Below are 21,246 nucleotides of genomic sequence, written 5' to 3' on the forward strand. Positions count from 1 at the left end.
CTCAGCCATGCAAGGTGATCCGCTTCCCAGCGTCAGCGAGGCCGAAGCGACCGGACACATCGCCGAACTCTACGACGACATTCGAACGACACTCGGGATGTCGTTCGTCAACCTGGTGTGGCGCCACCTCGCCTCCATCCCGGGCGGTCTGGACTGGACCTGGGCGACGCTGAAGCCGCTGTATGCCAACGGCGCCGTGTACGCGGCGGCCGACGAGCTGCGCGCCGCACCGGAGCTGCCTCCGGTCCCCCGCTTCCCTAGGGCGGCGCTGCGTGCCATCGGCATCGAAAGCGACCACGAAACTGTAATCAAGGCAACACTTTACGGATACGACCGGGGTAATCCGCTGAACACCGTGGCGTTCTGCGCGGTCCTGGCGCGGTTGCACGGAGCGACGCCACCGCCGTGCCCGCCTGTACAACCACGGTCAGGCACGGCGCCGCCGCCACCGGTGCTGAGCCCGCTGAATTTCGACCAGATGCCACCCCATGTCGCGGAACTGGTCCGTGCCGTCAACCTGATCGGCGCCCGCGGCGCGGGGCGCGCCTTGCAGGTCAGTTTGCCCAGGAATCTGGCCCGCTGGCCGGGGATGTTGGTCCTCTACTACGCGGCCCTGCAACCGTTGCACGACAGCGGATCGTTGCTGGCGGCCGTCGACGCCGTCGTCGAGGACGGCAGACGGCGCGGTGTCGCGGTCAGCGGAGCCCTGGGCAGCACCGGCCTCCCCGACGCTTCGACGACGACAGCCGTGCGAACTTCGCTGGAACGGCTGATACCACACGCGATGGGGCGCATGATTCCGATCGTGAGCCTGCTGCTGCGGATGCTGCCCGTTGGCCCACAAGAGAACATCCAGTGATTGGAGAGATGATAGGCATGAAGCTGACCGAGTTGGTAACAGGCCTCGGAGTCGCCGATGTGGTCGACGCGATGACGATGACGCATGCGCACCGCGCCCACATCATCGAACTCGACAGCCCGGACCCCAGCCGGGTGCTCATCGGCCCGGCGGTGACGATCTCCTATCTGCCGGTGCGCAAAGACCTGATGGACCCGGAGAAGCACAGCCTCGGGCCGGCCATCTACCGGGCCGTCGCCAAGCATGACCCCGCCGGAGCGGTGCTGGTGATGGCGTCCAACGGGTACCCCCACACGTCGCTGGGCGGAGGCACCAAACTCAGCCGGGTGGAAAACCTCGGCATGGCAGGCATTCTCACCGATGGCAAGCTACGCGACTACGAAGAGCTGAACACCTATCGGTTCGCCACCTACAGCAGGGGCGAGACGGTGCGGGCCGGCGGCAACGAGGTCCAGCCCTACCTGGCCGACGTCCCGATCTCCGTCGGCGGCGTCACGGTCGTGCCCGGTGACGTCATCTTCGCCAAAGGATCCACGGCCGTGGTGATCCCGGGCGCCGAGGCGGAGGCGATCCTGACCAAGGCCCGCAACATCATGCACAAGATGGATGCCGCCAAGGACAGCCTGAAGAACGAAGACCCCGAGACTGTGCTGAATCAGGGCAGCGGCGAGCTGTGAGCACCCCGGCCAATACCAGCGAGCAGTTGGTCAACGCCCTGGCCGACGAAGGGGTCGAATACGTCTTCGGCATCCCTGGTGACGAGAACCTTCACTTCATGGAGGCGCTGCGCAAAGACGGCCGCATCACCTTCATCCTGTTTCGTCATGAGCAGGCCGCGGGCTTCGCCGCGGCCGCCTATGGGCGGCTCACCGGCAAGCTGGCTGTTGCCATGTCGACGCTGGGCGCGGGTGCGATGAACTTGACGACGCCGGTGGCCCACGCGTACCTGGCAGCCATGCCGATGCTGGTGATCACCGGACAAAAGGCGGTGCGCGACAACAGGATGGGGCAGTACCAGCTGGTCGACGTGGTCGACGTGATGCGCCCGATCACCAAGTTCGCAGCCAAGATCCCCTCCGGCGCAATGGCCGGGTCGTTGGTGCGACAAGCGATGATGTCGGCGCTAGAGGAACGCCAAGGTCCGTCGCACCTGGAGCTGCCCGACGATGTGGCTCGCGACACCGAGCTCGGCCCGTCAGTTCCCTGCCTGCACAGTCAGATACCCGTCGCGACGCAGCAGAGCATCGACGTTGCGGCGGGCCTGATCCAGCAAGCCAGCCGCCCGCTGATCATGGTCGGCGGCGGCACCCGCGCCAACCGGCCCGAGGTGGCAGCAGCCGTGCGCGCGCTGATCGACAAGACCCAGATTCCCTTCGTCGCAACGATGATGGGCAAGGGCGTCGCCGACGAGGACCATCCGCTCTATGTGGGCTGTTCGATCATGCCCGCCGACTATCCGAACTGCGCCATCCAGGCGGCCGATGTGATTCTCAACGTCGGACACGACGTCATGGAAAAGCCGACCCTGTTCATGCGGGCCGACGGCACCCAAACCGTCATCCACCTCAATCCCTTTGCCGCTCAGGGTGACAACGGTTACTTTCCGCAGGCTCAGCTCGTCGGCGACATGGCCGACGCGCTGGAGCGGCTCACCGCGCAGCTGACGCCGAACTCCGCCTGGGACCACGAAGGCTTCCGGCGCCTGGCCGAAGCGATGCGGGATAGCATCGCACGCTCGGCAACCGACACGTCTTTCCCGGCCAAGCAGGGCCACCTCATCGCGACGCTGCGTGCCTTCATGGCCGACGAGGATATCCTGTCGCTCGACAACGGCATCCACATGATGTGGGCCACAAGGAATTTCAATGCCCGCCAGCCCAACACCATGCTGATCGACCACGCGCTCGGGTCGATGGGTATCAGCCTGCCGGCCGCGATCGCGGCCAAGCTCGTCCATCCCGAGCGCAAGGTGGTGGTGCTGACCGGTGACGGCGGGTTCGCCATGAATATCCAGGATCTCGAGACGGCAGTGCGGCTGCGCCTGGATCTGATCGTGGTGGTGTTCAACGACAAGAGCCTGGGCATGATCGCCATGAAGCAGGTCGCCGACGGATATCAGCGCTACGGCGTCGATTTCGACAATCCTGACTTCGTGGCCCTGGCCCGCAGCTATGGCGCCACCGGGCATCGCCTCGACGATCCGGCCCGGTTCGGCGCTGTCCTCGAGGAGGCCGCCAGGGCGGGCGGCGTGCACATCATCGACGCCCCGGTCGACCCCCACCAGAACATGGCGCTGATGCAGGAGATGCGCTCGGTCGACTGCGCCCAGATCGGACGTTAGCTCACCGGGCCTCGGGCGGGCGGTCGACGTCGCCGTGCGCGAAGGCGCCGGCGACACGGGATACACCGTCATCAAAGTCCTCAACTCGCTCCAGGATGGCAGCCTCGCACTCGGGCATCTGGACTTGGTGGTGGTTGATGAGGCCGCCATGATCGGCACCCCACCACTGCACCAACTCCTGGCCGCGACAACCGCCGCTCGCTGCAAGACCGTGTTGGTCGGGGACGCCCATCAGCTGGCCCCGGTTGAAGTCCGCGGCCTACCGTTGGCGGGGGCGGTGGCGTTGAAGTTGCGGATGGGCCTAATTGATGTCCGTGCGTGCAGTGACAGCTCTGTGGTGCCGTCCAGGACGCGGAAGTGGTGGTCATCGACTACGACGGTGACGATCGTTCGGACACCTGGGCCGGGCGATCCTTACCCGTCGGTGGCCGTCGAGGCCGGGATCGACCCCGCGTCGTCTCCTTCCCGCCATGGCCACCGCCCGGTCATCTCCACAGTCAGCGAGAGGCTCAGGAAAGTCCGGATCGCCACCACGCCGGCCAGGGCCGCAACGTGCTGCGCGTTGGGCGTCACGACGATCGTCTTGACGATGTCGCCGGCCACCAGGAATTCCAGGCCGATCAGAATCGACCGCCCCAGGTTGTTGCGCAGGTCGCGGTACGCCTGATCGGGCTGGCGCGCGACCCGCGCAACGAACAGCGAACAGGCGATGACACAGCCGATCACGATCACCGAGACACCTGCGACGTCGATGGCCGAGCCGACGTGATCCACGATCTGCAGCAGATTCATGGCAGGCAGATTAGCGGCTGATCGAGCTGTCGGACCCGCACTTGGCGAAACGGCGTAACCTCGCTCAGGTGAGGGGTTCAATCCGGTCCAGCCCCGCCCCCATCGAAGTCCGGCAACTCGGCACGATCGACTACCTGGACGCCTGGCAACTACAGCGCGAGCGGGCCGATGCGCGGGTCGGCGGCGGTCCCGACACCCTCCTGCTGCTGCAGCATCCGGCCGTCTATACGGCCGGCCGGCGTACCGAGGCGCACGAACGGCCGCAGGACGGCACACCCGTCGTCGACACCGATCGCGGCGGCAAGATCACCTGGCACGGTCCCGGGCAGCTGGTCGGCTATCCGATCATTGGTCTGGCCGAACCCCTCGACGTGGTGAACTACGTGCGTCGTCTCGAGGAAGCGCTGATCAAAGTCTGTGGCGACCTCGGCCTGGACGCGGGACGGGTGGAGGGACGCTCCGGTGTCTGGGTGCCGGGCCGGCCCGCCCGCAAGGTCGCCGCGATCGGGGTGCGGGTGGCGCGCTCGACGACGCTGCACGGGTTGGCGCTGAACTGCGACTGCGACCTGAAGTCGTTCACCACGATCGTGCCGTGCGGCATCACCGACGCCGGAGTGACGTCGTTGTCCGTCGAACTGGGCCGTCACATCGCCGTGGACGGCGTCAGAACCGCGGTCGCTGACGCCGTGTGCGACGCCCTGGACGGGACGCTGCCAGTCCGGGATCACTTGGCCGGCCGCGTAGCATCGACTATGTGACTGTCGCTCCCCAGGGTCGAAAATTGCTGCGCCTCGAGGTGCGCAACGCCCAGACCCCCATCGAGCGCAAACCGCCGTGGATCAAGACCCGCGCCCGGATGGGACCGGAATACACCGAACTCAAAAGCCTGGTCCGGCGCGAGGGCCTGCACACCGTATGCGAAGAGGCCGGCTGCCCCAACATCTTCGAATGCTGGGAGGACCGTGAGGCGACCTTTCTGATCGGCGGTGACCAGTGCACCCGTCGCTGTGATTTCTGCCAGATCGACACCGGCAAGCCCGCCGAACTCGACCGCGACGAGCCCCGCCGGGTGGCCGAAAGCGTGCAGACGATGGGGCTGCGCTACGCAACGGTCACCGGCGTCGCCCGCGACGACCTGCCCGACGGCGGTGCCTGGCTGTACGCCGAGACGGTGCGGGCGATCAAGGAGCTCAACCCGTCCACCGGCGTCGAGCTGCTGGTTCCGGACTTCAACGGCGAACCCGCCCGACTCGCCGCGGTCTTCCGGTCCCGGCCGGAAGTGTTGGCGCACAACGTGGAAACGGTGCCGCGCATCTTCAAGCGGATCCGTCCCGCCTTTACCTACCAACGCAGTCTGGACGTTCTCACCGCGGCACGCGAGGACAACTTGGTCACCAAGAGCAACCTCATTCTGGGCCTGGGTGAAACTCCCGACGAGGTGCGCACCGCGCTGGCCGATCTGCACGCCGCCGGCTGCGACATCGTCACCATCACCCAGTACTTGCGGCCCACTGCTCGCCACCATCCGGTGGAGCGGTGGGTGGCACCCGATGAGTTCGTCGAGTTCGCCCGGTTCGCCGAAGGGCTGGGCTTCGCCGGAGTGTTGGCCGGGCCGCTGGTTCGCTCCTCCTACCGGGCCGGCCGCCTCTACGAGCAGGCCCGGACGGCGCGCACCTCGACACCCGGCTGACCGCCGCGTACGTATCCTTAGTGACTATGGCGAAATCCCGAACTGCTGCCGAGAACAAGGCCGCCAAGGCTGAGGCGGCGGCCGCCCGCAAGGCTGCTTCCAAACAACGCCGCGCTCAGCTGTGGCAGGCGTTCAACATGCAGCGCAAGCAGGATAAGCGTCTGCTGCCGTACATGATCGGCGCATTCGTTCTGATCGTGGCGGCCAGTGTCGCGGTCGGGGTGTGGGCCGGCGGGCTGACGATGATCATGATGATCCCGATCGGTCTGCTGCTGGGCGCGCTGGTGGCGTTCATCATCTTCGGTCGTCGGGCTCAGCGCAGCGTCTTCCAGCAGGCCGAGGGCCAGACCGGCGCTGCCGCTTGGGTGCTGGACAACCTGCGGGGTAAGTGGCGCGTCACCCCCGGGGTGGCCGCGACCGGCCACTTCGATGCGGTGCACCGCGTAATCGGCCGGCCCGGTGTCATCCTGGTCGGTGAGGGTTCGGCGACTCGCGTCAAACCCCTGCTCGCGCAGGAGAAGAAGCGCACGGCGCGGGTGGTCGGCGATGTGCCGATCTACGACATCATCGTGGGCAATGGCGACGGCGAGGTCGCGTTGGCGAAGTTGGAGCGTCACTTGAATCGCCTTCCGGCGAACATCACGGCCAAGCAGATGGATACGTTGGAATCCCGGTTGGCTGCGCTCGGTTCGCGGGCCGGCGCCGCCATGATGCCAAAAGGGCCGCTGCCCAACTCCGGCAAGATGCGCGGTGTACAGCGCACAGTGCGCCGCAAGTAATTCGGCCCTCGTGTCGCAGTCGGCTGAAATTCGCCTGATTTGAATTCAGTTTGCGGGTGTATTTGTCGTGCCTGCCGTGGTTGCGACGCCCCATCTGCGGCACCGAGGAAGAGCCGGGTCTGGTGTCGCCTGCCAGCATGTTCGTGGTGCCTGTAATAGTTTTCGCACTGTAAAGCCATTTGACAAATTGCTGATAAATTGTCCCATTGCGGCAATTTGTATACGCAATCAACATTGGCATCGTCGATAGCACACCGTTGATAACAATTTGATAAACTAGTATCAATTCTGTCATATTCCCCCGTACGTTTGCGGCTGATATTCCGAGCAGTTCAACGCGACTCGGTATCCGGGTCTCAAGGGCGGGAGGACAGCAGTGTCGTTTGTGATCGTGTCGTCGGACAGGGTGGCGGCCGCGGCTTCTCATCTGTCGGGCATCGGGTCGGCCGTCAGTGCGGCCAGCCACGCCGCGGTGGCGTCGACGACCGAGTTGCTGGCCGCCGGCACCGACGAGGTGTCGCTCGCCATCGCCGAACTGTTCAACGGCCATGGCGAGGTCTATCGCGCCGTCAGTGCCCAGGCGACGACCTTCCACGACGAGTTTGTGCGGGTCTTGACCGCGGGCGGGATCGCGTACGGCAGCGCCGACGCGGTGAATGCGTCCCTGCAGACGATTCAGCAGAATCCGCTCGGCGCGATCAACGCGCCGACTCAGACGCTGCTGGGACGGCCGCTGATCGGCAACGGCGTCAACGGGCGGCCAGGTACCGGCCAAAGCGGCGGGGCCGGTGGGCTGTTGTTCGGCAACGGCGGTAACGGCGGTTCAGGCGCGGCAGGCCAGCAGGGCGGTAACGGTGGGGCCGCCGGCCTGTTCGGCAATGGCGGATCGGGCGGTGCCGGCGGCGGCGGCACGGCCGGTGGCGCCGGGGGCGCGGGCGGGTGGCTGTACGGCAACGGCGGCTCGGGCGGTATCGGCGGTCTCGGCCTCGGCGGGGCCGGCGGGGCCGGCGGCACCGGCGGCAACGTGACCGGGCTGGTCGGCACCGGCGGGGCCGGCGGAACCGGGGGGCTGGGCACCGTCGGGGGTGCGGGTGGCAGCGGCGGCAGCGGCGGCGTGCTCTTCGGAGTCGGGGGCAACGGCGGCGCCGGCGGCGTCGGCGCCGCTGGCGTCGGCGGAGCCGGCGGAAACGGCGGCAACGTCTTCGGGCTCGTCGGCAACGGCGGGGCGGGTGGCCTCGGCGGACAAACCGGCGACCCGCTCGCCGTGGCGCCCGCTGGTGGTAACGGCGGCACCGGCGGCTGGCTATTCGGAAACGGCGGCGCCGGCGGCGCCGGCGGATACAACATCTTCGGCGGCACAGGTGGCGCCGGCGGCGCCGGCGGCAACGTACTCGGGCTGATCGGAGACGGTGGGGCCGGTGGCGCCGGCGGGCACACCACCACCGGGGTTGCCGGGGCCGGAGGTGCCGGCGGCGGTAGCGGTCACCTCTTGGGTAACGGCGGGATCGGCGGCCATGGTGGCATGGCGGTCGGCGCCGTAGGCACCGGCGGGGCCGGCGGCGCCGGCGGCAGCGCGCTCACCGTAATCGGCAACGGCGGGGCCGGCGGTCTCGGCGGCAACGGTTTAGCGGGCGGCGGCGGCAACGGCGGCAGCGGCGGTAACGGCGGCCTGGTGATCGGCTTCGGCGGTAACGGCGGAGCGGGCGGCCTCGGTGCCGCAGGGATCGGCGGAGCCGGGGGCAGCGGCGGCAATGCGATCGGTCTGGTCGGCGACGGCGGAGCCGGCGGCGTCGGCGGGCAGAGCGCTTCCGCGCTCGCTCAGGCGGCGGCCGGCGGCAGCGGCGGCACCGGCGGCCTGCTGTTCGGCAACGGCGGCGCCGGAGCCTCCGGCGGCGACAACACGCTGGGCGGCGCGGGTGGCGTCGGCGGTCGCGGCGGCAGCGTGCTGGGACTCGTCGGCGACGGCGGGGCCGGCGGCGCCGGCGGGGCCACCACGAACGGCACCGGCGGCAGCGGCGGCGGCGGAGGCGCCAGCGGGCGCCTGTTCGGCAACGGCGGACTGGCCGGCAACGGCGGCACCGCCACCAGCCCCGGGGGCACCGGCGGGGCTGGTGGCACCGGCGGCAACGCAGCCTCCCTGGTCGGTAACGGCGGAGCCGGTGGGGTGGGCGGCTACGGCGTGTTCGGCAGCGGCGGGTCCGGCGGCAACGGTGGCGCCAGCGGTCAACTGTTCGGCTTCGGCGGCAACGGCGGACTCGGCGGGATCGGCGGCGGCGCAGGCGGAGTCGGCGGGATCGGCGGCAACGGCGGCAGTGCCGTCGGGCTCATCGGAAACGGCGGCAACGGCGGACTCGGCGGATTCGGCTTCACCGGCGGCTCGCAAGGCGGCAACGGCGGCAACGGCGGAGCGCTGTGGGGCAATGGCGGTGACGGTGGCAGCGGCGGCCAGCTGGGCGGTGCCGGCGGTAGTGGCGGCAACGCCGGAATGCTGCTCGGCAACGGCGGCGCTGGTGGCGACGGATATGCCGGCGACGCCGGCGTCATCAAGGGCGGTAACGGCGGAAGCGGCGGTCGCGCCGCCACCGGGATCGGCTTCGGCGGTAACGGCGGCAGTGGTGGCCTCAACCAGGGCGCCGGCGGCGGCACCGGCGGCACCGGCGGGCAGGGCAGCACGCTGCCCGGCACAGCCGGCAGCGCCGGCGCCAACGGCTGAGCTTCAGCGGCGTAGCACCGCGGTCCTGGTCAACCGGTCCTGCAAACCTCGCCCGTCCGAATCGGTGAACAACGGCGGGACCACCAGGAAGATCAGCAATCCGCGGGCCAGGGCGCGGCCGATGCCGATCGGCAATCGGCCGTCGGTCGCCGCCACCTGGATACGCAATGCCAGTTGCCCCGGTGTGAAGCCGAACAGTCGCACCGACACCGCGCCGATGACCAGCCACACCACCGCTTGCACCGTGGACAACAACGTGTCCGAGATTGCGCCGAGCGTCAGCGCCAGCAGCGCGAGCCCGCCCGCGATCAACCAGTCGACCAGCAGCGCCAACAGGCGGCGTCCCATCGGCGCCATTGAGCGGGGCCCGGTCCGCGGTAGGCCGAGGGTTTCGCCGGGGTAACCGGCTGGTGATTGCGGCGTCATCGGCGATGTCCGGTCACCGCGGGCGCCCGCCGTGGGCATCGGCCATTCAGCGTCGGCGGTCGACCAGTTACGATCTTGCGGGCCATGGTCTTCACAATAGGGCCCGGTGGTCAACCGGGTGCTGTTGCAGCAGCTGTGGTACGTAACCTCTGCGCAACACGGGGTTGACCGACGGGCAACAAGAGCTTTCTAGCGTCGGCCGCGAATCACCAAGTAAAGGAGCCTTCTGTGACGGATAAGACGCCCGACGACGTCTTCAAACTTGCCAAAGACGAAAACGTCGAGTTTGTCGACGTCCGTTTCTGTGACCTGCCCGGCATCATGCAGCACTTCACCATTCCGATCTCGTTCTTCGACGAAAGCGTGTTCGAAGACGGCCTGGCCTTCGACGGCTCGTCGATCCGTGGTTTCCAGTCGATCCACGAGTCCGACATGCTGCTGCTGCCGGACCCGGAAACCGCGCAGGTCGACCTGTTCACCCAGGCCAAGACGCTGAACCTGAACTTTTTCGTGCACGACCCGTTCACTCTTGAGCCTTACTCCCGCGACCCGCGCAACGTCGCCCGCAAGGCTGAGAACTACCTGATCAGCACCGGCATCGCCGACACCGCGTACTTCGGTGCCGAGGCCGAGTTCTACATCTTCGACTCGGTGGCCTTCGACTCGCGCACCAACGGATCGTTCTACGAGGTCGACGCGATCTCCGGCTGGTGGAACACGGGTTCGGCGACCGAGGCCGACGGCAGCCCCAACCGCGGATACAAGGTCCGCCCCAAGGGCGGCTACTTCCCGGTGGCCCCCGTCGACCACTACGTCGACCTGCGCAGCAAGATGTTGCAGAACCTGATCGCGGCGGGCTTCAGCCTGGAGAAGGGCCACCACGAGGTGGGCACCGGTGGCCAGGCCGAGATCAACTACAAGTTCAACACGCTGCTGCACGCTGCCGACGACATGCAGCTGTACAAGTACATCGTCAAGAACACCGCGTGGGCCAACGGCAAGACCGTCACCTTCATGCCCAAGCCGCTGTTCGGTGACAACGGTTCGGGCATGCACACCCACCAGTCGCTGTGGAAAGACGGCAGCCCGCTGATGTACGACGAGACCGGGTATGCCGGCCTGTCGGACACTGCCCGCCACTACATCGGTGGCCTGCTGCACCACGCGCCGTCGCTGCTGGCGTTCACCAACCCGACGGTGAACTCCTACAAGCGGCTGGTGCCCGGTTACGAGGCCCCGATCAACCTGGTCTACAGCCAGCGCAACCGGTCGGCGTGCGTGCGCATCCCCATCACCGGCAGCAACCCGAAGGCCAAGCGGCTGGAGTTCCGCTGCCCCGACTCCTCGGGTAACCCCTACCTGGCGTTCGCGGCGATGCTGATGGCCGGCCTGGACGGCATCAAGAACAAGATCGAGCCGCAGGCGCCGGTCGACAAGGACCTCTACGAGCTGCCGCCGGAGGAGGCTGCGAACATCCCGCAGGCTCCCACCCAGCTGTCGGCGGTGATCGACAAGCTCGAGGAGGACCACGAGTACCTCACCGAGGGTGGCGTGTTCACTCCCGACCTGATCGAGACGTGGATCAACTTCAAGCGGGAGAACGAGATCCTGCCTGTCCAGATCCGGCCCACCCCCTACGAGTTCGCGCTGTACTACGACGTCTAAAGGCTGAGTAGACGACACCACCCGCGCGGTAATCCGATTGCTGCGCGGGTGGTTTCGTTTCGGGTGTCGGGCAGGTTCCACTTAGCGACTACTGCCAGGATCGAAAGGCAGCCACACCAAGTGCCAGGAGTCCCATGACCGTCTTCAGCGGGTTGCCGACGCACGTCCTCCTCGTTCACTTCCTGGTAGTCCTCGTCCCGCTGACCGCGGGTCTCGAAATCCTCTGCGCGCTCTGGCCGGCCGTGCGCCGCGGGCAGATAGTGTGGCTCACGCTGGCGCTGGCGACCGCGACCATGGTGTTGGCGCCGATCACCGTCGAAGCCGGCGCGTGGCTCTACGATTTGCGCCGCAACCCCGACCCGATCCTGCAACAACACGCGGAGCGAGGCGGCTGGATGGTCTACTTCGCCGTGGCCCTGCTGGTGGTCGCCGTCGCGCTGGCAGTGCTGCACCTTGTCGAGCGCCGCTCCGACAAGCCCCGGTGGGTCGCCAAAGCCGTCGTCGCCGTGCTTACGGTGGTGGTGGGAGCCGCGTCGATGATTCAGATCTACCGTGTCGGTGACACGGGCGCCCGGTCGGTCTGGGGCAACGAAATTTCACATCTCGAACAGGTCCCGAACAAGTAGCCCTGATCGGTTTCGCTGGAATCTTCTTCGGCTCCGAGGAGAGAATTTGCGCTAATTTGGACTGAGCCACATGGAGTAGTGGTGGCGGCGTGTCAATGGAGACCGATAATGACCAATTTCGCCATACTTCCGCCCGAAATCAACTCCGGACTCATGTTCGCCGGTGCAGGATCAGCGCCGCTGGTGGCGGCTGCCGAGGCGTGGCGGTCGCTCGGCGAGGAACTGGGTTTGTCAGCCGCCTCATTCTCCGCGGTGACCACAGGTTTGACAGCGGGTGGTTGGCAGGGTGCGGCGGCGGCGGCGATGGCTGCGGCCGCAGGTCCTTACAGCGCGTGGCTCGAGGTTTCGGCGGCTGCGGCGACCCGGGCCGCAGGTCAGGCGCAGGCGATCGCAGGCATATTCGAGGCGGCACGGACGGCCACCGTGGCCCCAATGACGGTGATTGCCAACCGTTCTCAGATCGTTTTGCTGGCATTGACGAATCTGTTCGGGCAAAACGCGCCGGCAATCGCGGCGATCGAGAACAGCTACGAGGAGATGTGGGCCCAGGATGTCGCCGCGATGTCCGGATACCACAGTGCGGCCGCCGCCGCGGTCGCACAACTGTTGCCCTGGCCGGAGTCGCTCCAAGACCTGCTCCGGAACACCGGATTCGGCGGTCTGGGTATCGGCAACAGGGGCACTGGCAACGTGGGCAGCGGCAATACCGGCAGCGGCAACATGGGCAGCGGCAACGTCGGTAGCTCCAACCCGGGCAGCGGAAACACCGGCAATGCCAACGTGGGCAGCGGAAACATCGGCGATGGGAACATGGGCGCCGGCAACCGCGGCAATTCGAACCTCGGCGGCGGGAACCACGGTGACCTCAACGTGGGCGCCGGCAATGAAGGCAATCAGAATGTCGGCTTCGCCAACATCGGCCGAGGGAATGTCGGTGCCGGCAACAGAGGCGAAGGCAATCTCGGGTTCGCGAATACGGGAATCACCAATCCCGATGGCATCGGCAATATCGGTAGCGGCAACACCGGCAGCTTCAACCGGGGCTTGGCAAATACCGGCGACGGCAACTGGGGATTCGCGAACACCGGCAACGGCAACGTCGGCTTCGGCAATACCGGCAATGGCAACATCGGCATCGGCCTTACCGGCAACAACCAGATCGGCTTTGGCGCCCTGAACACCGGCAGCGGCAATATCGGCTTCGGCAACTCGGGCACCGGCAACATCGGCTTCTTCAACTCCGGCACCAACAATGTGGGCTTCTTCAATTCCGGCTTCGCCAACGTGGGCTTCGAAAACTCGGGAACGAACAACACCGGATTCCAAAACTCGGGCGGCACCGGCACGGGCTTCTGGAACACCGGACTCGAGGACACCGGGTTCGGCAATTCCGGCAGCGAAGTGACGGGTGCGTTCAACTCGGGCCGATTCAGCACCGGTTTCTTCAACTCGGGAAACCAGTCCACCGGCATGTTCAACTCCGGGCGAGCCGACACCGGCTTCTTCAATTCCGGTCGCGGCAACACGGGATTCTTCAATGCCGGCTCCTTCAACACCGGGTTCGCGAACTCGGGTGACGTGAACACCGGCGGCTTCAGCTCGGGCAATCTCAATACCGGTTTCGGCAGCTCAGTCAACGGACCCGGTCTCAGCTCCGGTTTCGGCAACACCGGCAGCGGGACGTCTGGCTTCTTCAATCAGGGCAACAGCGCCTCTGGCTTTGCCAATGCCGGTGACGAGACGTCAGGCGCGCGCAACAGTGCGCCGGATACCTCGGGTATTGAGAATTCGGGCTTCGGAGGGTCGGGATTCTGGAATTCCAGCGATAGGGGCTCGGGATTCTTCAACGGCGACAACAACGGTGTGGGCTTCCAGAACTCTGGATTCTTCAACATCGGTATCCGCAATTCCGGCGTCGGAAACGTCAGTGAGTTCGGTATCGCTGATTTCGGACACTCCGGCTTCTTCCACAGATTCGTCCCGTAGCAACCCCGCGCTGATACCCTCTAATCCGGCCAGACGCTTTGCGTCGCAGCTTTCATGAATTGGCCGAAATGGGCTAATGCTCTTGGGTATTCTTGCTCTGCCGGTGTCCCGTAACCGACCACGATCCCGTTCGTGCGCGGGCCTGTTCCGTGCCAGAACGGGGCCAGACCGGTCAGGGCGATCTTGCGTTGGCGGGCCAGCTCCACAACATCGGCCTCAGTACGGTCCCCAGGCAACGAGACCACGGCGTGTAGTCCGGCAGAAACCCCTTGAACCGAAACGCCCGGCGCACAACGATCCAGCGTTTCCACCAGCGCGTCGCGGCGGTCGCGGTAGCGGCGCCGCATCCGTCGGACCTGCCGGTCCAAGGCCCCCGACTCGATCAGCTCTGCAAATGCCAACTGCGCCAACACATCCGTGCCCCGGTCGGCCCGCCGCTTGGCTTCGATCACCCGCTCGACCAAATCGGTGGGCAGGGCCAGCCAGCCCAGCCGCAAACCGGGAGCCAGGCTCTTGCTGGCACTGCCCGCATAGACGACCTGCTCGGGCGCCAAGCCCTGTAGCGCGCCAACGGGATGGCGGTCGTACCGAAACTCCCCGTCGTAGTCATCTTCGATCAGATACCCGGCCCGTGCCGCAGCGACCCGGGTGAATGCGGTGCGGCGCTGGGCATCCAATGTCATCCCCAATGGCGCTTGATGCGCCGGGGTGAGCAGTGCCGCGGCCGCCGGTGCCGGCCATCGGTCCGGCTGGGCGCCGCCGCTGTCGACATCCAGCGGATGGACGCTGAGCCCGGCCGATTCGGCGATGGCCCGGTGGTCGGGAAGGCACGGGTTTTCCAGCGCGATCGATCCAGCCGCGCCGGCGGCCAGCACGTCGCACATCAGCCGCATGCCTTGGGTGAAGCCACCACAGATCACGATGTGTTCACTGCTGGTGAGCACGCCGCGTACCCGGCCCAGATAGTCGGCGAGCACCGTGCGCAGCCGCGGCGACCCGCGCGGGTCGGCCGGGCCGAGTTCGGCGTGTGCGGTGACGTGCAGAGCCCGCCGCAGCGCACGCAGCCATTCCTGGCGGGGGAACATGCTCAGGTCGGGACGGCCCAGCCGGAAGTCGGCGACGACGCGCGGTGCGGCCCGGGGGGCGTTGACCCGGGCCGGCGTCGAGGGCCCCTGCGCCACCTCGGTTGCCGCGCCCGGCCGGGTCCGCAGATAGCCCTCGGCCACGAGCTGCGAGTACACCTCCACGACGGTTCCGCGGGCCAGCTCGAATTGCGCGGCCAGCGCCCGCGATGACGGCAAGCACTGCCCAGCAGCCAGCCGTCCTTCCCGGATAGCTTGTCGCAAAGCACTTTCCAGTGCGACCCGGCGTCCCCGGCCGGGCGGGAGCTCCAGGTGGAGATCCAGCCCGCCGGGCTCACTGGTCCATGAAACAGCCATCGAATTGGACCTTATCGATGAACTGATTTCTTCGTAAAGTCGGAACCATGACGGTCCCCACCGCAACGCACAGGCGTCTCGACCAGACGGCAAGTCTGACGGCACAGGTCAACGCGGCGCAGCGCGCCGCAGAATCCATGCGCCCACCCGACCGCCGACTCATCGACGACCCACAGTCTCGCTACTTCGTCGAACACCCCGCACTGCGGGCCGTCCTGTCTCACCCGTGGTCGGCCGATGCCGCGCTGCGGGTCTTCGACCGAGTCTGGGGTGGGCTGCACGCTCACATCGCGCTGCGGGTGCGCTATGCGGACGATGCCTACGCCGCAGCCATCCAAGCGGGTGTCGACCAACTGGTGCTGCTCGGCGCCGGCTTCGACACCTCCAGCCTGCGCATCGCCGATGCGGCACTGACGGTGTTCGAGGTGGATGCGCCCGCTACTCAGGCGCACAAACGCCCGGTGGTCGAGCGGCTCGCATCACATGCCCAAACCGTCTGGGTGCCATGCGACTTCGAGCGCGACAGGTTGTACGACCGGCTGCTCGATGCCGGATTCGACCCGGCCCGGCCCAGTCTCATCAGCTGGCTCGGCGTCAGCATGTACCTCACCCACGACGCCATCGACGCGACGCTGAGCGACCTCACGCAACTTTGCGCGCCGGGAAGCCGACTGGTGGTCGACTACATCCGCGACGGTGTGGTCGCGGTCCGGGCACCGTGGCCGGGCGCCAACCGCATCACCCGGCTGGTGGCCCGACGCGGAGAGCCCTATCGCAGCGACTTCACCGAGCGCGAACTCGATGCCGTCCTGGTGGCCCATGGTTTTCAGCCTGCCGAACACCTGGGCGTCGCCGCACTGTTGAGTCGCTACGACCCGACCGACAAGAGCAAGCTGGCCGCCGACGACTGGTTGGCGGTGGCGACCGCCTATCGGCGCTGACTTCCGCATCCTGGCGATGTGCGATGAGACAGCGCAACGTCCGCACCAATGTCCCGTCGACCACCTCGGCGATCCGACCAGGCGCCCGAGGCCCACGAAGCGCGCGCTGAGGCCTTCCCGCTTCATCGAAATGATCAAGACGCCGGCACCGGTCACTCCGAGCGTCGAGCGCACGGTAGTCGCGCGCTTCTCTAACAGTGAGAACGACCGTGAACGCCGTGCGGGCTGTATCGCGTACGACCTCAGCCGTCGAGCGCGAGGTCCTTGCGGAAGCGCCGCAGCCCGTCGATCTTCTCGGCCAGGGTCGCATCCGGCCCGGCGTAGAACATCCACGGCATGGTGATGATGCCGGTGATGCCCGCCTCCTCGGCACGCCGATAGTCCGCGCTGGTGAACGCGTCGGTCAGCGGCGTCAGGACGGTGAAATCTTCCATGGACAAGCCCTTTTCGGCGCGCAACTGCCGAAGCTTAGCGACCGCCTCGATCGCGTGCTCGGTCTTGATCAGGTCCCCGATCCAGCCGTCGTAGCGGGCCGCGCGGCGCAGTGCGATGTCACTGAGCCCACCCACGTAGACCGGAATCGGTGGCGGCGTGGGCTGCATCTCCAGGCGCGGCGCCTGATAGAAGGCGCCGTCGAATTCGGTCCAGCCCGGTGACCACAGCTTCCGCATCAGGTCGATCATTTCCTCAGTGCGCTTGCCGCGAGCCGCAAACTGCTCCCCCATCAGCTCGAACTCCTCGCGGCACCACCCCACGCCGATGCCGAGCTCGATCCGGCCCGACGCCAAAAAAGCAGCGGTGCCAATCGCTTTCGCCGCTGAATAAGGATTGCGCATAGCCGGAATGTAGACCGTGGTGACGAACTTGAGCCGCGTAGTGACCTGTGCCAGCGCACCGACGAGCACCCACGGATCGGGCCAGTCGGTGAACGGCTGCCACCGACGCGACCCGTCCTTGGTGTACGGGTAAGGCGTCTGCAGCGTCTCCAGGTTGACGACGTGGTCTGGTATCCCGAGCCCGTCGTAACCGAGTACGTCTGCCGCCTTGGCGATCTCGATGATCTCCCGGGTGTTCAGGAAGGCGCTGCTGACGTAGAACTTCACCGCCCGTTCCCACCCTCCCGCACCCAGGAGGGCTCGATGAAAACCCCTTCGGATTCCACGGTGATCCCGCGAGCATCCGAAATGAAGCCGCGTGCAAACACTTTGACGCCCTCCCTGCGGTCTATCCAGGCTTCCGAGCGCAGCGGACCCAGGGGCGTGCCACGCAGATACTTGACCGTGATCGTCCCGGTGAACCGCGCCCTGGACAGCGCCTCGCTGGCCGCCTCGCCCAGCATGTGGTCGAGCACGAGCGCACTGACGCCGCCGTGCACCAGCTTCGGCGGCCCCTCATAGGCCGAGCCGAGCACGAAGTCGGCCCAGCACCGCCCTCCGCCGTCGTGGTGCACGACCAACGGTGGGGCGACGGGATTGCATGCGCCGACGACCGCGTTGCCGAGCGGCAGGGGACGGTCGTCGACTCGGTAGCTCATCCCAACCGGCCGGGTGCGCTGCCGCAGCGCCTGAGTAACCTGCTCGATCGCGCCTCGCGCGTACGCAACGGTGTCGTCGTCGACCTCGGTGCGGACGGTCGCGTCGATGAGATCGCGGACGGCGTCGGCCAGCGGCGCGTAAAGCGCGGTCACCCGATCGGCATCGACGGCGCTCAACACCTCGAACTGGGCGCCCAGCGCACCGGCATCCTGGGTCAACTTCCGAACACCTTGCGCACCACCGCTTTTGCCCGCCTCGTCACCCGAAGATAATTGTCCAGGAACTCCCCGCCGTCGTCGTTGTGCCAGCCCGCGGCGACCGCGACCGCGTTGAGTTGACGCCCCGGACCGGGTAACTGGTCGGTCGGCTTACCGCGGACCAGGACCAGGGCGTTGCGGGCCCGGGTGGCGGTCAGCCAAGCCTGGCGTAGCAGGTCGACCTCCTCCTGGTCCACCAGACCCGTTTCCGCGATGACGTCCAGGGACTGCAGCGTCGAGGTGTTGTGCAGGGCCTCAATCTCGTGGGCGTGCCGCAACTGCAGCAACTGCACGGTCCATTCGATGTCGGCCAGTCCCCCACGGCCCAGCTTGGTATGGGTGTTGGGGTCGGCGCCGCGCGGGAGCCGCTCGGATTCGATTCGCGCCTTGATGCGGCGGATCTCGTGCACGGCCTCGGCCGAGACACCGTTGGGCGGGTAACGGGTCTTGTCGACCATCAACAGGAAGCGCTCACCCAGCACCGGGTCGCCGGCCACCGCGTGCGCACGCAGTAGGGCCTGGATCTCCCAAGGCTGCGCCCATTGCGCGTAATACGCCTCATAAGAGGCCAGCGTCCGAACCAGTGGACCGTTACGCCCCTCCGGCCGCAGGTTGGCGTCGACCTCTAGCGGCGGGTCGACGCTGGGCTGGCCCAATTGCTTTCTGACCTGCTCGGCGATGGTGTTCGCCCATTTGACCGCGTGGGCGTCGTCGGCGCCGTTCGCAGTCTCGCAGACGAACATCACGTCGGCGTCCGAGCCGTAGCCCAGCTCGGCGCCTCCAAGGCGGCCCATACCGATCACCGCGATCTCCGCCGGGGCGCGCCCGTCCTCCGGAAGATTGGCCCGGATGGTTACGTCCAGTGCGGCCTGCAATACGGCCACCCAGATGGAGGTCAGCGCCGCACAGACGTCAGTGAGCTCGAGCATGCCCAGCAGATCCGCAGACCCCACCCGCGCCAGTTCGCGACGACGCAGGGTCCGCGCCGCGGCAATGGCCCGGACCGGATCGGCGTGACGCCCGGCCGACGCGACCAGCGCCCGGGCCACCGCGGCGGGTTCGGCCTCCAGCAACATAGGCCCGGACGGCCGGTCGCCGTAGTTCTGGATGACCTCGGGTGCCCGCATCAGCAGGTCCGGCACGTAGGCCGAGGTGCCCAGCACGTGCATGAGTCGCTTGGCCACGGTCGGCTGGTCGCGCAGCGTAGCCAGGTACCAGCTCTGCGCGGACAGGGCTTCGCTGAGTCGGCGGTAGGCAAGCAGCCCGGTGTCGGGATCGGGGGCGTAGGACAGCCAGTCCAGCAGCCGCGGCAGCAGCACCGCCTGCACGCGGCCACGCCGGCCGCTGTGGTTGACCAGCGCCGCCATGTGCTTCAGCGCAGTCTGCGGGCCTTCGTACCCCAGCGCGGCCAGCTGCCGCTCCGCCGCCTCCGGCGTCATGCGGCCGCCGACGATCTGCAGTCCAGCGGGGCCGACCGACTCCAGCAGCGGCTGATAAAACAGCTTGGAGTGCAGGCGGGACACCCGGACGTTCTGGTGCTTGAGTTCCTCCCGCAACACCCCGGCCGCGTCGTGGCGACCGTCCGGACGGATGTGCGCGGCGCGCGCCAGCCAGCGCACCGCCTCTTCGTCGTCGGGCTCGGGCAGCAGGTGGGTGCGCTTGAGGCGCTGCAGCTGCAGTCGATGCTCGAGTAGACGCAGGAACTCGTAGGAGGCGATCATATTCGCCGCGTCCTCGCGCCCGATATAGCCGCCCTCGCCCAACGCGGCGAGCGCGTCCACCGTCGATGCGACGTGTAGCGACTCGTCACCGCGGCCGTGCACGAGCTGCAGCAGCTGCGCGGCGAACTCCACATCACGCAGGCCACCGCTACCGAGTTTGAGTTCGCGCCCGCGGATGTCAGCGGGCACCAGCTGCTCGACCCGGCGCCGCATGGCCTGCACCTCGGTCACGAAATCCTCGCGCTCGCACGCGGTCCAGACCATCGGCGTCAATGCCTCGAGGTAGCGCCGCCCGAGCTCGGCGTCACCGACCGCGGCCCGCGCTTTCATCAGCGCCTGGAACTCCCACGTTTTCGCCCACCGCTGGTAGTAGGCAACGTGTGATTCCACCGTGCGAACCAGCTCGCCATGTCGGCCCTCCGGGCGCAGCGCCGCGTCCACCTCGAAGAACGCCGACGACGCCAGCCGCATCATTTCGCTGGCCACCCGGGTGGTGATCGCGTCGGCGCGCTCGCCGACGAAGATCACGTCGACGTCGCTGACGTAGTTCAGTTCGCGGGCACCGCATTTGCCCATCGCGATGATCGCCAGCCGGGGCGGCGTGCGGTCGCCGCACACCGAGTTCTCGGCCACCCGCAATGCCGCCACCAGCGCGGCGTCCGCGGTGTCGGCCAGCTGGGCGCCGACCGTAGCGAACGGCAGCACTGGCTCGTCCTCGACCGTCGGAGCCAGATCCAGGGCCGCCAGCACCAGCAACTGGTCGCGGTACACCGCGCGCAACCGGTGCACGATGGTGCCCGGCGCGCCCGAGCATTCCTCCACACACTGCGTGAAGGTCTGTTGCAGCTGTTCGCGAGTGGGCAGCTTTACCTTGCCGCGCAGCAACTTCCAGGACTGGGGGTGGGCGATCAGGTGGTCGCCCAGCGCCAGCGAGGAACCCAGTACGGCGAACAAGCGCCCGCGCAGGCTGCGCTCGGTGAGCAGCGCGGCGTTCAGCTCCGCCCAGCCGGTGTCGGGATTCTCGGAGAGCCGGACCAGCGCGCGCAGTGCGGCGTCGGCGTCGGGAGCGCGCGACAGCGACCAGAGCATGTCGACGTGCGCCTGGTCGTCATGTCGATCCCAACCCAGCTGTGCCAGCCGGTCGCCGGCCGGCGGATCCATCAATCCGAGCCGGCCGACGCTGGGCAACTTGGGTCGCTGCGTCGCGGGTTTGGTCACGACACGCGCCGACGAGAATGCAGTGGGGACACCCCCAGCCGCGCAGCGGCGAAGGGGGCGAAGCGATGAGGTGGGGGCACCTCCCGCTTGCGGGGGCGAGTGGCGCCCACGAGGCCGCGCCGACGACGATGCATCGCGAAGCGATGAGGAGGAGTGGCGCCCACGAGGCCGCGCCGACGACGATGCATCGCGAAGCGATGAGGAGGAGTGGCGCCCACGAGGCCGCGCCGACGACGATGCATCGCGAAGCGATGAGGA

The 21,246-nt window shown here is 67.4% G+C and carries 17 protein-coding genes and 1 pseudogene; 12 read left to right on the forward strand and 6 right to left on the reverse strand.

Annotated elements, in window-relative coordinates; genetic code table 11:
- Positions 1 to 7: 7 nt before the first annotated feature.
- The 4 genes and pseudogenes from JX552_RS18410 to JX552_RS18425 form a co-directional block, all read left to right on the forward strand.
- Positions 8 to 859: a hypothetical protein gene (locus tag JX552_RS18410; protein ID WP_205873409.1), complete on the forward strand. Its 852-nt coding sequence runs from the start codon at positions 8 to 10 to the stop codon at positions 857 to 859.
- Positions 860 to 876: 17 nt separating this feature from the next.
- On the forward strand, positions 877 to 1,536 hold the full coding sequence (locus JX552_RS18415; protein WP_205873410.1) for an RraA family protein: 660 nt from the start codon (positions 877 to 879) through the stop codon (positions 1,534 to 1,536).
- Complete coding sequence (locus JX552_RS18420; protein ID WP_205873411.1) at positions 1,533 to 3,200, forward strand: acetolactate synthase large subunit; 1,668 nt, start codon at positions 1,533 to 1,535, stop codon at positions 3,198 to 3,200. The genes JX552_RS18415 and JX552_RS18420 overlap by 4 nt, the downstream gene beginning before the upstream one ends.
- Positions 3,201 to 3,234: 34 nt before the next feature.
- Positions 3,235 to 3,399, forward strand: a pseudogene (locus tag JX552_RS18425) (AAA family ATPase); the annotation flags it as partial.
- A 215-nt stretch (positions 3,400 to 3,614) separates the two neighbouring features.
- Here JX552_RS18425 and JX552_RS18430 read toward each other — a convergent pair.
- A complete protein-coding gene (locus tag JX552_RS18430) occupies positions 3,615 to 3,992 on the reverse strand; it encodes a DUF1622 domain-containing protein (protein ID WP_205873412.1) in 378 nt (125 codons plus the stop codon).
- 68 nt (positions 3,993 to 4,060) lie between these two features.
- Here JX552_RS18430 and lipB point away from each other — a divergent pair, with 68 nt between their 5' ends.
- From lipB to JX552_RS18450, 4 genes are all read left to right on the forward strand, one after another.
- Positions 4,061 to 4,750 carry a lipoyl(octanoyl) transferase LipB gene (gene lipB / locus JX552_RS18435; RefSeq protein ID WP_205873413.1) on the forward strand — a complete coding sequence of 230 codons (690 nt, stop codon included), beginning with the start codon at positions 4,061 to 4,063 and terminating at the stop codon, positions 4,748 to 4,750.
- A complete protein-coding gene (gene lipA / locus JX552_RS18440; protein WP_205873414.1) occupies positions 4,747 to 5,682 on the forward strand; it encodes a lipoyl synthase in 936 nt (311 codons plus the stop codon). Before lipB ends, lipA begins: the two co-directional genes overlap by 4 nt.
- A 26-nt stretch (positions 5,683 to 5,708) precedes the next feature.
- Positions 5,709 to 6,461 carry a DUF4191 domain-containing protein gene (locus JX552_RS18445; RefSeq protein ID WP_205873415.1) on the forward strand — a complete coding sequence of 251 codons (753 nt, stop codon included), beginning with the start codon at positions 5,709 to 5,711 and terminating at the stop codon, positions 6,459 to 6,461.
- A gap of 376 nt (positions 6,462 to 6,837) precedes the next feature.
- The gene (locus JX552_RS18450; protein WP_205873416.1) at positions 6,838 to 9,174 is read left to right on the forward strand and encodes a PE family protein; all 2,337 of its coding nucleotides are present in this window, start codon (positions 6,838 to 6,840) and stop codon (positions 9,172 to 9,174) included.
- 3 nt (positions 9,175 to 9,177) lie between these two features.
- Here JX552_RS18450 and JX552_RS18455 read toward each other — a convergent pair whose 3' ends face one another.
- Positions 9,178 to 9,600 (reverse strand): RDD family protein, encoded by a 423-nt coding sequence (locus tag JX552_RS18455; protein WP_205878533.1) that lies wholly within the window; start codon positions 9,598 to 9,600, stop codon positions 9,178 to 9,180.
- Positions 9,601 to 9,828: 228 nt separating this feature from the next.
- Between JX552_RS18455 and glnA the strand changes: the two genes are divergently transcribed.
- The 3 genes from glnA (at position 9,829) to JX552_RS18470 (ending at position 13,877) form a co-directional block, all read left to right on the forward strand.
- Entirely contained in the window at positions 9,829 to 11,265 is a 1,437-nt protein-coding gene (gene glnA, locus JX552_RS18460) for a type I glutamate--ammonia ligase (RefSeq protein ID WP_205873417.1), read from the forward strand.
- A gap of 134 nt (positions 11,266 to 11,399) precedes the next feature.
- Positions 11,400 to 11,891, forward strand: coding sequence for a DUF2231 domain-containing protein (locus JX552_RS18465; protein WP_205873418.1), 492 nt, complete (start codon positions 11,400 to 11,402; stop codon positions 11,889 to 11,891).
- Between the two features lie 108 nt (positions 11,892 to 11,999).
- Complete coding sequence (locus JX552_RS18470) at positions 12,000 to 13,877, forward strand: PPE domain-containing protein (RefSeq protein WP_205873419.1); 1,878 nt, start codon at positions 12,000 to 12,002, stop codon at positions 13,875 to 13,877.
- A 20-nt stretch (positions 13,878 to 13,897) separates the two neighbouring features.
- Here JX552_RS18470 and pdxR read toward each other — a convergent pair whose 3' ends face one another.
- Complete coding sequence (gene pdxR, locus JX552_RS18475; protein ID WP_205878534.1) at positions 13,898 to 15,283, reverse strand: MocR-like pyridoxine biosynthesis transcription factor PdxR; 1,386 nt, start codon at positions 15,281 to 15,283, stop codon at positions 13,898 to 13,900.
- An 80-nt stretch (positions 15,284 to 15,363) separates the two neighbouring features.
- Here pdxR and JX552_RS18480 point away from each other — a divergent pair, with 80 nt between their 5' ends.
- Positions 15,364 to 16,257, forward strand: a complete 894-nt coding sequence (locus JX552_RS18480) for a class I SAM-dependent methyltransferase (RefSeq protein ID WP_205873420.1) — start codon at positions 15,364 to 15,366, stop codon at positions 16,255 to 16,257.
- A 242-nt stretch (positions 16,258 to 16,499) separates the two neighbouring features.
- Here the strand turns inward: JX552_RS18480 and JX552_RS18485 are convergent, their stop codons facing one another.
- From JX552_RS18485 to JX552_RS18495, 3 genes are read right to left on the reverse strand one after another with little or no spacing between them, the layout of a single operon-like run.
- Positions 16,500 to 17,360 carry a TIGR03619 family F420-dependent LLM class oxidoreductase gene (locus JX552_RS18485; protein WP_205873421.1) on the reverse strand — a complete coding sequence of 287 codons (861 nt, stop codon included), beginning with the start codon at positions 17,358 to 17,360 and terminating at the stop codon, positions 16,500 to 16,502.
- The gene (locus tag JX552_RS18490; RefSeq protein WP_205873422.1) at positions 17,357 to 18,010 is read right to left on the reverse strand and encodes a PaaI family thioesterase; all 654 of its coding nucleotides are present in this window, start codon (positions 18,008 to 18,010) and stop codon (positions 17,357 to 17,359) included. The genes JX552_RS18485 and JX552_RS18490 overlap by 4 nt, the downstream gene beginning before the upstream one ends.
- A complete protein-coding gene (locus JX552_RS18495; protein WP_241011173.1) occupies positions 18,007 to 20,931 on the reverse strand; it encodes a bifunctional [glutamine synthetase] adenylyltransferase/[glutamine synthetase]-adenylyl-L-tyrosine phosphorylase in 2,925 nt (974 codons plus the stop codon). Before JX552_RS18495 ends, JX552_RS18490 begins: the two co-directional genes overlap by 4 nt.
- Positions 20,932 to 21,246: the final 315 nt, after the last annotated feature.

This window comes from Mycobacterium gordonae (genome assembly GCF_017086405.1).
Lineage (GTDB): Bacteria > Actinomycetota > Actinomycetes > Mycobacteriales > Mycobacteriaceae > Mycobacterium > Mycobacterium gordonae_D.